Annotated in this window: 17 protein-coding genes; 10 read left to right on the top strand and 7 right to left on the bottom strand. The window is 61.2% G+C overall.

The genetic code is table 11. The features are described 5' to 3' along the window. Positions 1-18 precede the first annotated feature (18 nt). Positions 19-1,242: a hypothetical protein gene (locus tag ROSMUC_RS06240; RefSeq protein WP_206018429.1), complete on the top strand. Its 1,224-nt coding sequence runs from the start codon at positions 19-21 to the stop codon at positions 1,240-1,242. A gap of 394 nt (positions 1,243-1,636) precedes the next feature. Here the strand turns inward: ROSMUC_RS06240 and ROSMUC_RS06235 are convergent, their stop codons facing one another. The 6 genes from ROSMUC_RS06235 to ROSMUC_RS06215 form a co-directional block, all read right to left on the bottom strand. Next, a complete protein-coding gene (locus tag ROSMUC_RS06235) occupies positions 1,637-2,146 on the bottom strand; it encodes a YHS domain-containing (seleno)protein (protein WP_052115265.1) in 510 nt (169 codons plus the stop codon). A gap of 50 nt (positions 2,147-2,196) precedes the next feature. Next, positions 2,197-3,042 (bottom strand): cysteine hydrolase family protein, encoded by an 846-nt coding sequence (locus ROSMUC_RS06230; RefSeq protein WP_037270733.1) that lies wholly within the window; start codon positions 3,040-3,042, stop codon positions 2,197-2,199. 191 nt (positions 3,043-3,233) lie between these two features. After that, on the bottom strand, positions 3,234-3,389 hold the full coding sequence (locus ROSMUC_RS20830; RefSeq protein ID WP_206018428.1) for a hypothetical protein: 156 nt from the start codon (positions 3,387-3,389) through the stop codon (positions 3,234-3,236). 157 nt (positions 3,390-3,546) lie between these two features. Beyond that, complete coding sequence (locus ROSMUC_RS06225) at positions 3,547-3,753, bottom strand: hypothetical protein (RefSeq protein WP_037270730.1); 207 nt, start codon at positions 3,751-3,753, stop codon at positions 3,547-3,549. A gap of 11 nt (positions 3,754-3,764) precedes the next feature. Then, on the bottom strand, positions 3,765-4,229 hold the full coding sequence (locus ROSMUC_RS06220; protein WP_037270722.1) for a nuclear transport factor 2 family protein: 465 nt from the start codon (positions 4,227-4,229) through the stop codon (positions 3,765-3,767). Positions 4,230-4,315: 86 nt separating this feature from the next. Further along, a complete protein-coding gene (locus ROSMUC_RS06215; protein WP_037270721.1) occupies positions 4,316-4,864 on the bottom strand; it encodes a carboxymuconolactone decarboxylase family protein in 549 nt (182 codons plus the stop codon). A gap of 170 nt (positions 4,865-5,034) precedes the next feature. Between ROSMUC_RS06215 and ROSMUC_RS06210 the strand changes: the two genes are divergently transcribed. Together ROSMUC_RS06210 and ROSMUC_RS20825 are read left to right on the top strand one after the other, a co-directional pair. Further along, positions 5,035-5,619, top strand: coding sequence for a TetR/AcrR family transcriptional regulator (locus tag ROSMUC_RS06210; RefSeq protein ID WP_037270720.1), 585 nt, complete (start codon positions 5,035-5,037; stop codon positions 5,617-5,619). A 417-nt stretch (positions 5,620-6,036) separates the two neighbouring features. Beyond that, the gene (locus ROSMUC_RS20825; protein WP_146005675.1) at positions 6,037-6,387 is read left to right on the top strand and encodes a hypothetical protein; all 351 of its coding nucleotides are present in this window, start codon (positions 6,037-6,039) and stop codon (positions 6,385-6,387) included. Positions 6,388-6,536: 149 nt separating this feature from the next. Here the strand turns inward: ROSMUC_RS20825 and ROSMUC_RS06205 are convergent, their stop codons facing one another. Further along, positions 6,537-7,022, bottom strand: coding sequence for a YHS domain-containing (seleno)protein (locus ROSMUC_RS06205; RefSeq protein ID WP_037270718.1), 486 nt, complete (start codon positions 7,020-7,022; stop codon positions 6,537-6,539). Positions 7,023-7,170: 148 nt separating this feature from the next. On the opposite strand from ROSMUC_RS06205, the gene ROSMUC_RS06200 reads away from it, so the two are divergent. The 7 genes from ROSMUC_RS06200 to ROSMUC_RS06170 all read left to right on the top strand — a co-directional run bounded on the left by ROSMUC_RS06200 (position 7,171) and on the right by ROSMUC_RS06170 (position 12,960). Next, positions 7,171-7,653 (top strand): thioesterase family protein, encoded by a 483-nt coding sequence (locus ROSMUC_RS06200; RefSeq protein WP_037270717.1) that lies wholly within the window; start codon positions 7,171-7,173, stop codon positions 7,651-7,653. Positions 7,654-7,661: 8 nt separating this feature from the next. Beyond that, positions 7,662-8,582 (top strand): branched-chain amino acid ABC transporter permease, encoded by a 921-nt coding sequence (locus ROSMUC_RS06195; protein ID WP_037270716.1) that lies wholly within the window; start codon positions 7,662-7,664, stop codon positions 8,580-8,582. Further along, entirely contained in the window at positions 8,579-9,562 is a 984-nt protein-coding gene (locus tag ROSMUC_RS06190) for a branched-chain amino acid ABC transporter permease (protein WP_037270714.1), read from the top strand. Before ROSMUC_RS06195 ends, ROSMUC_RS06190 begins: the two co-directional genes overlap by 4 nt. Continuing rightward, the gene (locus ROSMUC_RS06185; RefSeq protein WP_037270711.1) at positions 9,555-10,319 is read left to right on the top strand and encodes an ABC transporter ATP-binding protein; all 765 of its coding nucleotides are present in this window, start codon (positions 9,555-9,557) and stop codon (positions 10,317-10,319) included. Before ROSMUC_RS06190 ends, ROSMUC_RS06185 begins: the two co-directional genes overlap by 8 nt. Next, positions 10,316-11,005 carry an ABC transporter ATP-binding protein gene (locus tag ROSMUC_RS06180; protein WP_037270708.1) on the top strand — a complete coding sequence of 230 codons (690 nt, stop codon included), beginning with the start codon at positions 10,316-10,318 and terminating at the stop codon, positions 11,003-11,005. Before ROSMUC_RS06185 ends, ROSMUC_RS06180 begins: the two co-directional genes overlap by 4 nt. A gap of 147 nt (positions 11,006-11,152) precedes the next feature. Next, on the top strand, positions 11,153-12,112 hold the full coding sequence (locus ROSMUC_RS06175) for an ABC transporter permease (protein WP_037270705.1): 960 nt from the start codon (positions 11,153-11,155) through the stop codon (positions 12,110-12,112). Continuing rightward, positions 12,109-12,960, top strand: coding sequence for an ABC transporter permease (locus ROSMUC_RS06170; protein WP_037270703.1), 852 nt, complete (start codon positions 12,109-12,111; stop codon positions 12,958-12,960). The genes ROSMUC_RS06175 and ROSMUC_RS06170 overlap by 4 nt, the downstream gene beginning before the upstream one ends. The last annotated feature ends 1 nt before the right edge of the window (position 12,961 follow it).

Genomic DNA, 12,961 nt, shown 5'->3' with positions numbered 1-12,961 from the left:
CTATTTTTCGAAGACGATTTGGATGGACAGCTCCGTGCGCGCCAAGGTCATGTCTCTGGGGCAGTAGATGGGGTGCCCAAAGATCAATTTCTTGTTTCCAGCGACGAGGAATTAATTGAGTACATTGCGGCCTCCCTCCATGTGGAGCCATTGGTGCTGCACGAAGAAGCAAAGTCAATGAACCAGACCGAGACGCAAATTGACGTTTCGGGAGACAAAAATGGATATTTCAGTAGAGGGGGTGGACCTTTCCACATTCCCGGGACGCGAGTGGACATCACCATTCCATTCACAGGTGAAGAATGGATATTTCGATATCGCACTAACCCGTGGTCTACCGCCTTTCCGAGAGCAGACGTTCAGCGCGGCCACTTGAAATTGACAATTTCGCAGCCGCATGACGCCGACCCCAATACGTTCAAGTCGTCTTACGACCGTGAGATCAAATTGATCCGGGAGTATGTTGAGCGCTCTCAGAAACAGATCGAGAGCTATAACGCTAGCCTGCCGAATCTAATACGAAGCGCTGTTACTCATAGGCGCGATCGCTTGGGGCGCCATGGCAACATCGCCGCCCTACTAGACATTCCTCTCGCAGCGAAACCGGGAGCGCCATCAATCGCCCCAGTGAAGATCGAGGTTCGCAAGCCCCCGAGGCTGCCCGTGCCGCCGAAGACGGGGCTAGTTCCTGAACCGGGCATCACTGACGAAGCCTACGAACAAATTTTGCGCTTCATTCGCCATCAAGGACGCACCTTTGAACGCACGCCAAGCACCTATGCTGTTCACGGCGAGGAAGACCTCCGCAACATCGTTCTGGCCCAGCTCAACGGTCATTTTCAAGGAGACGCGGTGGGCGAGGCATTTCGAGGCAAGGGCAAGACGGACATTTGCATAGAGCAAGACAACCGCGCCGCCTTTGTCGGAGAGTGCAAGCTATGGTCCGGTCCGGCTGGCTTGACAGCGGCACTCGATCAGTTGCTCGGCTATTTGACATGGCGCGACAGCAAGGCAGCGCTAATCATGTTCAATTCGAAGAACAAGGATTTCACCAAAATTCTTGAGGCAATGCCCGAAACCCTAAGGGCGCACCCATTGTTCATGCGTGACTTACCCTGCAATGAAGCCGGTGAATGGCGAATGCAAATGCGAAGCGAGGAAGATGCAGGACGCCGCGTCACCGTCCACGCATATGTCTTCAACCTCTACCAGAGTGGCGAGCCGCGCATTAGATCAATCTAATTCCCGACTTTGCCCGATTCAGATATCCAACATTCTTTCGGTGGTGCGAACTTCCGCATCCTGCTCGAGGAGTTTTTCGCCACTTCCGTAATACCCTAGACCCGCCGTACAGATTAAAGAGTCCAGTGACCCCTTTGTCCCGCTCTGCGGACCTCTGAGCTGCAGAATTCTGCGCTAGAAGCCAAAGGCCCGGTTCAGCCAAGCTGCAACGTGGCATTCGGCCGTTTGGGCGACTGCCACTATGGCCTAGGTAGAACGTTGCCGCATCGCCAAGTGGCGGCCGGACCGTGGTCATTCGCTGCGCAAACCGCGAACGTCCGTCATCCATCACCGGCGGCGTGGCGAGCGACCCAAGCAGTTGCATGAGCCGCCCCACTCTTCGTCGCGATCTACGTCAAAGTTCGCTCACAGAGGTATGCAAAATCCCGGGCCAATTGGCCTCAGCGCCCGCAATGACGCCGTCGGGGTCTTCGTGGTATTTTGCCAGAATCGCGGCGTTCACGAAGAGATAGAGCTTGCCGTCGACGATATCGGCATAGCGAACATCACCATCAAGCTTCTTTCCGACGAAGACGCCAAAGGCACAGAAGCCGCCGAATTGAGGCAGGTAGCCTGTCGGGTTCGCTTCGAACGCCTGCTTTGCCGCCGCAGAGGCGAAGTAATAGTCGATACCGTCATGGCTCGCGGTGAGTGAGGCGTCGCCGGTCAACGGCCCCTGGTCGCCGAACATCGACACCGGATCGATCCCATGCAGGCCCAGCGGTTGCCCCCCAAGGGTGTAGCCGTTGACAACGTTGTATTCGTCAGCGGCATAGGCCCATGTCGCAAGTGTAAGCGTGGCAGCCGAGGCGACCGTTAGGATGGTTGCCCAATTCGCGATGTCCTTGATCAGTTGAGGTTTCATTGCAAGTCTCCTTCAGGGTTGATTGTATGATTGGGTATGGGAAAGAAAGCTCAGCCTGCGGCGGCGATGCGTTTCACGGCATCGTCCGTCCACCACACGCCGTTGGCGACCATGCGGAAATTGATGATGGCGGCGAGATATCCGTCGCCCTCGGGCACCTTGGCCCCTGCCGTGGCATCACGGACGACGGCCACTTCGTACCCAAGCTCCAACAACTCGTAGAGATGCGCCTGCGTGCAGAGGTTGGCGGACATGCCCGCAAGGATGACCTTGTCGATGCCGCGCTTGCGCAGTTGCAGGTTCAGGTCGTTCTGCGCGGGGCCATAGATCTTGTGGGGCGAACAGACGATGGTTTCGCCATCCTCGATATACGTCTTGTATTGCGGCATCCAGTCGGCGCCGGAACCTTCGAAGTTGTCGAGGTTGAGCGGACCGAGGCGGTCGAACATGCCGATCGAGTGCATGGTCTTCTCCAGCGTGCCCTCGAACTGCCACTTGTGATCGTGCGGGTAATAGTAGTGGGGCGAGATAAAGACCGGCATGCCGGCCGCCTTGGCGGCAGCAAAGAGGCGCTCGATATTGTCCACCGTGCCCTGCTCGGTCACGCTCTCGCCGACAACGCCCCAGGTGACGCCATCCTCGGACAGAAAGTCGATCTGCGGATCAGTGACAACAAGCGCGGTGCGACCGGGGTCGATCTCCATGTCGATCTGCGGCAGACCCGGTGTCTCGGGGTCGGCGTAATAGGCGCGCGCCTCGTCCGTGGCCGCAGTGGCGGCACCACCGGTGAGGGCGGCGACTCCGGCGGCGGCCCCGGCAAGAACCCGGCGGCGGGCAAGGTCGACATGCTCGTGCGTGATCCCGCAGCCGCAGTCGTGGTCATGGTCGTGTTTCATGGTCAGTCTCCTGTTCAGGGGTTAGGACAGCGCGGCGTCATTGCCGCAATGCCAGGTTGGCGGGATCACACCGACCGCATCAGGAGACAGCCGTCACCTGGTCGCGGTCGTGGATCACGCCGCGGGCGAGAGGGAGCGATGTCCGCTTTCCTTTGGGATCGGCACCCTCGCAGGGGGTGCCAAAATCGGGGTCAATCTGCCGGCATTTCGGTCAATGCGAGGGCGCAGGCGGCTGTTTTCATCGGCGCGTGATGGTCGGGGGCGGCCTTGTCGGCCACCGCCATCCGGGCCTGATCTGGCTCTGCCATAACCGACGGGATCGCGACATTGCCGACGGTAATTGCCATGGCAAGGGCAGAGATAAGAAGCGAGTTTCTGTCTTTCATTTTAATGATCCACTTCGTGGCTTGAAATCTGGGCCTGCGCCCTTGGGTTTGATCCTTCCAGTCAGGCCGGGAAAAGCCCGGCCTTGGTCAATGTGCTTTGCAGTGCATCGACCCGGGCCTAAAGCGAGGCAATCTCGACACCATGCTCGGCATCGGTGCGGCGCTCCGGGGTGTGCCGACAGCAGGTCCAGTTATAGGCAGCGACACGAATGATGATCGCGCGGTTGGCCGGCGGGGCACTCCCATAGAGCGCGGCAGAGCCAAGATGCGCCTGTTCACCGCACACGGTCGGGGCAAAGGCGAGATCGGCGACTCCGAGGGGCATAGCCCAACGCCTCAGAGGCCAAGAGCCGACAGGCCGGGGTGATCGTCCGGACGACGCCCCTGCGGCCAGCGAAAGAGACGCTCTTGCTCGGTGATCGGCAAGTCGTTGATCGAGGCAATGCGCTGGCGCATCAGGCCGTTTTCGGCAAACTCCCAGTTCTCGTTGCCATAGGCGCGGAACCACGCGCCGCTGTCGTCGCGGTATTCATAGGCGAACCGCACGGCGATCCGGTTGCCGTGCCAGGCCCACAATTCCTTGATGAGACGATAATCGAGCTCGCGCGCCCATTTGCGGGTGAGGAAATCGACGATCCGGTCACGGCCCTGAAAGATTTCCGCACGGTTGCGCCACTGGCAATCGGCCGTATAGGCAAGCGCGACCTTTTCGGGGTCACGGCTGTTCCAGCCATCCTCGGCCATGCGGACCTTGGTAATGGCAGCGGTTTCGTCGAAGGGCGGCAGAGGTGGGCGTGTCATCGGGTATTCTCCTAAGTGATGAAATTCTGGCGCCCCGGCCAGGACAGGGAGGGGTCCACATGGGGGCTTCCGGGGCGCCATCGGGATCAGGCCACCTTGGCGCTGACCACCGGGAAATCGATCGGCGTATCGAGTGCAGAATTGATGTAATTGGTCAGCGTGTTGAGCGCGACATGTGCCACGATCTCCACGATCTCGGCCTCGGTATAGCCCGCAGACTTGAGCGCGGTGACATCGTCGGCACCGACATGGCCGCGCTCGATGACGAGCTTGACCGCGAAACCGACGGCGACATTGGCCTTTGGGTCCAAGGAAGAGGCGTCGCGGTTGGCGGCGATTTCCGCCGCGTCGAGCTTGGCCACATGCGTGCCGAGATAGCTGTGGGCGGCAAGGCAGTAGTCGCAGCCATTCACCTGCGCCACGGCCAGCGCGATGCGCTCACGGGTCTTGGCGTCGAGACTGCCCTTGGCGAGCGCGCCGTTCAGGCCGAGATAACCTTCGAGCGCGGCAGGGCTGTTGGCGGTGATACGAAACAGGTTGGGCACGCTGCCGAGCATCTTTTTCACAGCATCCAGCAGCGGCCGCGCTGCCGTCGGAGCGGTTTCAATCGAAGAGGGAATGTCGATACGGGTCATGGTTTGTCTCACTCTGGTTGGTTCGAATGCCAAGCATATATAAAGACCGGTCTGTCTATGTGCAAGCTCAAAAACCTCCTGCTTTTGATGGAATACCCCGGCTTGATGGCTTGAAATACTGTGCAATCCCTGCCACATATAGACAGAACTGTCTGAATAGGTTAAATATTATGGCAAAGTCCCGTCGCGACGATCTCGTAGAAACTGCCTTGAAACTTTTTTACGCGGGCGGCTTCAATGCCACCGGGATCGACAAGATTCTGGAAGAATCCGGCGTCGCGAAGATGACGCTCTACAACCACTTCCGGTCCAAGGACGAACTGATTCTCGCGGTGCTGCACCGGCGAGACGAACAGTTCCGAAACTGGCTTATGGGCGAAATGGAAAAGGCTTCAACAGAGCCGCGTGCGCGACTGCTTGCGATGTTCGATGCACTGGAAACCTGGTTCGAAGGACGGGCGTTCAGGGGATTGGGCTTTCACGGCTGCGCCTTCATCAATGCCGCCGGAGAATTCAGCGATCCGTCGCATCCCGCGCATCGCGTTGCCGCCGAACACAAGCGGAGCATCCTGAAATATCTCGAACGGCTGTGTGCCGACGCCGGCGCAGCAGCCCCGGAAAAACTGGCCGAGCAGTTGGCCCTGCTCAAAGAAGGAGCCATCTCCACGGCCCATGTGCGCAGCATGCCCGAGGCAGCGCAGATCGCAAAGGAAATGGCGACCCGAATGATTGATGCGGCCCTCGCCGACGTATAGCCGCCTGCCCAGAGGGGGCGCGAGGGGGGTCTCGGCGCGCGGTGCCCGTCCGCCACGCCAGAGGCGCGCCAAACGTAAGCGGCGCACCTTCGGTGCGACGGGGCGGACGGGCGCTGCGCGGCGGCACCAACGGTGCCTTGATTGCGAGCATTTAAAACGACACAGCCGAGCGCAACTCCGCCACGGCGCATATTATGACGACATCAATGCTGCACTACGGACCAAGGTCACCAATGCGCAGGAAGCGGAGTTTGCAAAAGTTGGGGTAGGTTCCTGACACCGAACCTTCAAGCTGAGTGCTGCGAATGCCGGATGAGAGTCCATTGTATCGCTTGTTTTAGAACTCAAGCACGATCATAAAGCTGCATTATGGATTCCCCTTCTTGGCTGCCTAAACCTGATTATTCAAAACGAGGCATGCTGCTTGAGCTGGCGCGATGCATTTTTGAGATGCATTACAGGGAAGAACTGCATGCCGTTAAAGGCCCTATGAGAACCTTCGACAACATGTGTAATGGTGATCTGGAAAGGGCAGCTTCGGTTTTGCAAATGTCAGGATTTATCCAATACATAGACGACATTTCTCGGCGAAGCGTATTTCTTTGTGAACCCTACGAGTTTGAAGGAGTCGCAGACTCAAAAATGGCCAACGAAATTGATGCCGAAATAGTAAGAAAAGCTGTGATTAGGCTTGCTAATGGCAATGTTCGGTCGAGTTTGGGGATTCAGAAACTTGCTAAAGAAGCAACAAACGAACCTAGATCATGAAGGTCTGAAAACGCCCGCATTGTGTGAGTTCACGATCCGCGCAGCGAAGGCCGGCTGTCGCAAATTCGCATCTAAGGCGCCGTGACCGCTCCGGGCTGGAACCCATCATAACACGGATAAAACCCAAGGCTCCACTAAGCCCCCCCCCTTCACCCCTCCCCCTTCAAAACCTCAGGCCACCTTTCATCCCCACGGGCGATGAACCCCGGCACATCCGCCTGCCATTTCCCCTGAATGTCATCGTTGAAATTGAGGTAAAGCTTGCCCTCCACGATCGCCCAATTCTCCGGTTGCGTGGAGTAAAGCTTGCCCTTCTCCGCCACCGCCCAGGCGCAGAACCCGCCATATTGCGGCGCGTAGCGGGCGGGGTCGGCGGCAAAGGCGTCGCGGTTCTCGGCACTGGCGAAATGCCATGTCGCCCCGTTCCAGTCGAAACGATGCGCAGGCGATCCCGCCACCGGGCGCCCCTCGCTGAAATACCCCACCGGATCGGTGCCGCCCAAGGCCACGCCCTCCGGGGCATAAACCGGGGCCGCCGCCAGTTCCTCGAACCCGCCCCGCCCCCAGACCAGATAGCCCACCGCCCCGGCCCCAACCAGAACCGCGCCCGCCAAAACGCCCCGCCGTGTGATCATCGTGCGTCTCCCCTGCTGATCCAACTCTGCGCACAGCTAAGCACATAACGCTGAAATCCAAATCACGAAACCGCCAACGCCCCCTTGCCATTGCCATTCCCGCCGCAAATCCCCTAAAAGACTGGCAAACCAACCGCCCGGAGGCCCGATGCCAGACGCCCAGCCCTTCCTCTCCGCTTTCCACCCGGTCGAAGAGGGCTGGATCGACTATAACGGTCATATGAACATGGGCTATTACACCGTGCTCTTTGACCGCTGCGCCGATGAGGCGTTCGAGGAGATGGGCTTTGGCCCCGAGTATCGCGCCACCCGCAACCTCACCACCTTCAGCGCCGAATTCCACATCCGCTACCTGCGCGAGGTGAAACTGGGCGATCAGCTTCGCAGCAGCTTTTATCTTCTCGACCACGATGGCAAGCGCTTTCACTTCTTTCAGCAACTCTATCACAGCGATGGCTGGATTGCCGCCACGGGCGAAGGGCTGACCCTGCATGTGGATCTCAATGGCCCGCGCGTCGTGCCCATGCCCGAGGATGTCGCGGCGCGTGTGGCCGCCATGGCCAAGGCGCACGCTGCCCTGCCCCGCCCCGACGGCATCGGCCGTCGTATCGGCCTCAAACCCAAGGTCTGACACAGGCAATGTCCGCCGTCCTGCTCATCGAACAGGCCCTCAACGGGCTGCAATTCGGGGTGATGCTGTTCCTGATGGCGGCCGGGCTCACGCTCATTTTCGGCGTCATGGGACTTATCAATCTCGCCCATGGCTCGCTCTACATGATCGGTGCCTTTGCGGCAGCTTGGGTGGCGGGGCTGACCGGCTCTTTCCTTCTCGCGCTCGCCGCCAGCCTTGCTGCTGCCGCGCTTGCGGGCGTGCTGATTGAACTGCTCGTCATCCGCCGCCTCTATGACCGCGACCACCTCGATCAAGTGCTCGCGACCTTTGCCCTCATCCTGATCCTGTCTGAGGGCACCCGCTGGGTCTTTGGCTCATTCCCGCTCTATCTCGACACGCCCGACTGGCTCTCGGGCACGCTGCGCCTGCCGTTTGGCATCGACTATTCGCGCTACCGCCTTGCGATGATTGGCGCAGGGCTGGTGATCGCCGCCGCGCTCTTTGCCATGATCTCGAAAACCCGCCTCGGCATCCGCATCCGCGCGGGCGAGAATGACCGAGAGATGATCGCCGCCCTCGGCGTCAATATCTCGGCGCTCTATACAGTCGTCTTCGCTCTTGGCGCGGCGCTTGCGGGCTTTGCGGGCGCCCTCATCGGGGCTGTGCAATCGGTGCAGGTCGGCATGGGCGAGCCGGTGCTGATCCTTGCCTTCGTGGTCATCGTGATCGGCGGCATCGGCTCGATCAAGGGCGCGTTCATCGGCGCGCTCCTCGTGGGTCTGACCGACACAATGGGCCGCGCCCTTCTTCCAACCGTCTTCGCCACCTTCATGGAGCCTGCGGCGGCCAACTCCGTCGGCGCCTCTCTCGCCTCCATGGCGATCTATATCCTCATGGCGGGCGTGCTGATCTTCCGCCCACGTGGCCTCTTCGGGGCCGCGACATGAGCCGCGAAACCCTGCTCAACGCCGCCCTGATGGCCATACTTCTGCTCTTCCCCCTCTACGCTTGGGTCATGGACGAGCCTTTTCTGATCACCCTCACCACCCGCGCGGTGATCCTCGCTATCGCCGGGGTCGGCCTCAACATTGCGCTCGGCTTCGGCGGCCTCGTCAGCTTTGGTCACGCGCTCTTCTTCGGGCTGGGCGGCTATGCCATGGGCATCCTCGCCTATCACGCCCAGACCTACACCAGCGTCACTGACTGGCCCCTGACATTTCCCGGCACAAAATCCATGCCGGTGATCTGGGTCATCGCCACGCTCACCTCGGCCCTTGCTGCCCTCGCCGTCGGCGCGCTCTCCCTGCGCACCACGGGGGTCTATTTCATCATGATCACCTTGGCCTTTTCGCAGATGTTCTACTACTTCGCGATCTCATGGCCCACATACGGCGGCGAGGATGGTCTTTCGATCTATGTCCGCAACGGCTTTCCTGGCCTCAACACGATGGACCCGATCCAGTTCTTCGCGCTCTGCTATGGGCTTCTGGCGCTGATCCTTGTCTTTACCGCGCGGCTTGCCCGCTCCAACTTTGGCCTCATGCTGGGTGCCGCACGGCAGAACGAGGCGCGCGTTGCCGCCGTTGGCCACCGCCCCTACCGCCTCTATCTCATCGCCTTCACGCTCTCAGGCGCGATCACCGGGCTTGCCGGCGCGCTTTTTGCCGATCTCAACCGCTTTGTCAGCCCGGTGATGTTCTCTTGGCAGACCTCGGGCGAGATCATGGTTTTCGTGATCTTGGGCGGGGTTGGCCGTGTCTTTGGCCCGGTCGCCGGGGCCGCGCTCTTCATCCTGCTCGAACACAGCCTCGGCGGGCTCAGCGATTATTGGCACATCTACTTGGGCGCGATCCTGCTTGGCACCGTGCTTTTCGCACGCGGCGGGCTCTACGGGCTCATCGCCGGACGGGAACAGCCGCATGACTGATCCCATTCTCGATATTCAGGGCCTGACCAAGAGCTTTGGCGCGCTCACCGCCAGCCGCGACATCACGCTTGATCTCAGACCCGGCGAGATTCACGCCCTGATCGGCCCCAATGGCGCGGGCAAATCCACCCTCATCGCCCAAATCGCCGGCGCGCTGCGCCCTGACGCAGGCCGCATCCTGTTTGACGGACGCGACGTGACCGCCCTTGATACAGCCGCGCGCGCGCGGCTCGGCATGGCGCGCACCTTCCAGATTTCGGCCCTGCCGATGGACTATACCGTGCTGCAAAACGCCCTGCTTGGCGCGCTTGGCCAGCGCGGCGATGTGGTGCGCTTCCTGCGCCCCGTGCTGCGCGATGCCGATCTGCGCGCCCGCGCCGAGGCGGCACTCGAAACCGTGGGCCTGCTCGACGCCCGCAACACCCGCTGCGCAGAGCTGTCGCACGGGCAACGCCGCCAATTGGAGGTGGCCATCGCCCTCACCCTGCGCCCGCGCGCCTTTCTCATGGATGAACCCATGGCCGGGCTAGGCGCCGACGGCACCCGCGCACTGACCACGCTGCTCGACGGTCTGCGCGCCGAGGCCCCGATCCTCCTGGTCGAACATGACATGGATGCGGTCTTTGCCCTCGCCGACCGGATCAGCGTGCTGGTTTATGGCCAGATCATCGCCACCGGCACCGTGGACGAGATCCGCCGCGACCCCGAGGTGCGCAGCGCCTATCTCGGCGATGACACGGATGAGGTCGCGCCATGACGCTTCTGTCCCTCAGCCAGATCACCGCCTCTTACGGCGCAAGTCAGGCGCTCTTCGATGTGAACCTCTCGATCAGCGAAGGCGAGGTGGTGGCCCTCATGGGTCGCAACGGCATGGGCAAATCCACCACCGTCAAGGTGATCTGCCGCCTCCTCCGCCAGAGCGGCGGCACCGCCACCTTTGCCGGGCGTGACCTCAGCCGCCTGCCCGCCCACCGCGCGGCGCGTTCAGGCATCGGCCTTGTCCCCGAGGGGCGGCGCTGCTTTGCCGGCCTCACTGTGCGCGAGAACCTCATCGCCGCCGCCCGCCCCGGTCCGTGGGACATGGCCGCGGTTACCCGTCTCTTTCCGCGCCTCGCCGAACGTCAGGATCAAATCGCCGCCTCCCTCTCGGGGGGCGAACAGCAGATGCTGGCGATTGGCAGGGCGCTCATGACCAATCCCCGCCTCCTCATCCTCGACGAGGCAACCGAAGGGCTGGCCCCGGTCGTGCGTCAAGAAATCTGGGCGGCATTGGCCCGCCTCAAATCCGAAACCGGCATGGCGCTCCTGGTGATAGACAAATCCATCCGCGAACTCGGGCGCGTCGCCGACAGCGCCGTGATCCTTGAAAAAGGGCGCACCGTCTGGGCCGGGCCGTTTGGCGCGCTCACCCCGGACCTCACCGATACCTATCTCGGGGTCTGACACCACCGCCCGACCTTACAAAACTCGCGCGAAATTGTAAGCTCCGTAAGGTCACTCCCCAAGAAATCCTCGACGGGCGCGCCACGGCTGGTCTAGTCTACGCATAGGCACAGGCTGGGGACCTGTGCCGGATTGGGGACAGAACGGATGTTTGCTCTGATTTTCAAGCGGTTGGCGCTTGGGCTGGTCACAATCTGGCTGGTCTCGGCGCTTATCTTCCTTGGGGTCGAGGCCCTGCCCGGCGATGCCTGCACCGCCGTTCTGGAACGCGACGCCCATGGCGAGGCACTGGAAAAATGCCGTGAAATCATGGGGTTGAATGCGCCCGCGCTCACTCGCTATATGTCTTGGGCGGCCTCCGCGCTACAGGGCGATTTCGGCATTTCCGCAAATGGTCAGGAAAGCATCTCGGAACTCGTCGGCTACCGCGTTCGCAACTCGTTTTTACTTGCGGCGGGGGCGCTAAGTGTCGGAATTCCCTTGTCTATTTTCCTTGGCACCGTGGCCGGACTGCGCCGTGATACCTGGGTCGACATTCTGTTTTCCACCGGCGCAATCCTTGCCATGACCATCCCCGAATTCGTCGCCGCCACCATCCTGATCCTTGTCTTTGCCATCTGGCTGGGCTGGGTTCCAGCCATCGTCCTAACCCCCGCCGACGCGCAACCCCTTGAATTCTTTCCTGAATTTATCCTTGCTGCGGTGGTTCTGACCATGCTCATGGTGGCGCACATCATGCGCATGATGCGTTCATCCGTGATCGACGCCATGGCCAGCGACTATGTGCAAATGGCCACGCTCAAGGGTGTTCCCTATTGGCGGATCGTGTTTCGCCATGCCCTGCCCAATGCCCTGCTGCCCGCGATCAACATCATCGCCCTCACCGTGGCTTGGCTCTTGGGCGGGGTGGTTGTGGTCGAAGTTGTCTTTAATTATCCGGGGCTTGGGCGGTTGCTTGTCGACTCTATCTCGGGCCGTGACCTGCCCGTTGTCCAGGCTATCACCCTTATCGTGGCCGCGACCTATGTCGCCATCAACCTCATCGCCGACATTCTCAGCCTCGCCCTCAACCCGCGCCTGCGCAGCCACCACATGAGGCGGGGATGAACCGCACCTTCGCCATCCTCCGCGCCATGGCGCATCGCCCTTCGGGTGCCATCGGGCTTGCCCTGGTCCTCAGTCATCTTGTGCTGGCCCTCATCAGCCCTTGGATAGTTCCCTTTGATTACAAAGAGATGAACGCGCTCCAGACCCTCACGGGCCCCTCGTCCGAGCATTGGCTCGGCACCGATCACTTGGGCCGCGACGTGCTGACCCGCGTGCTTTTGGGGGGGCGCGAGGCCTTGGTGATCACCGGCATCGCCACTCCTATAGCGCTCCTCTGGGGCGGTCTCCTGGGCGTCTACCTCGGGCTGCGCGGCGGTTGGGCGGACGACATCACCCTGCGTCTTGTCGATGCGTTCCTGGCCCTGCCCGGGATCCTTCCGCTCTTGGTCCTGATCACCGTCTTTGGCAGCGGCGGCGAGGTTCTGATGCCCACATTGGCGTTTTTCTTCGGGATTCCAGTGATCCGCGTCGCCCGCGCCGCGGCGCATGAGGTGGTTGCGCGCGATTTCATCGCCGCCGCGCGCGCCCGTGGTCACCGCCCGATGGACATCGTGCGCCGCGAACTCTTGCCCAATGTCACCGACGTGTTGCTGGTCGAAGGCGCGATGCGCTGGTCCTGGATGCTCTTGGGATTTTCCGCGCTGTCCTTTCTGGGCTTTGGCGTCGCTCCCCCACGCCCCGACTGGGGGCTGATGGTTTCTGACGCCCGCGTCTATATGTCGTTGGCCCCATGGGGTGTGATCGCACCTGTTGTGGCGCTCTCCAGCCTTATCATAGGCATCAACCTCACGGCGGACGCGCTCGCCAAGACGCTCGGCCTTGATCAAAGCCGGGCCGCGGTGGTGTGAC

The organism is Roseovarius mucosus DSM 17069 (assembly GCF_000768555.3).
GTDB lineage: Bacteria > Pseudomonadota > Alphaproteobacteria > Rhodobacterales > Rhodobacteraceae > Roseovarius > Roseovarius mucosus.
The sequence above is the reverse complement of the archived record's forward strand: the minus strand, read 5'-3'. Positions and strand labels throughout refer to the sequence as shown.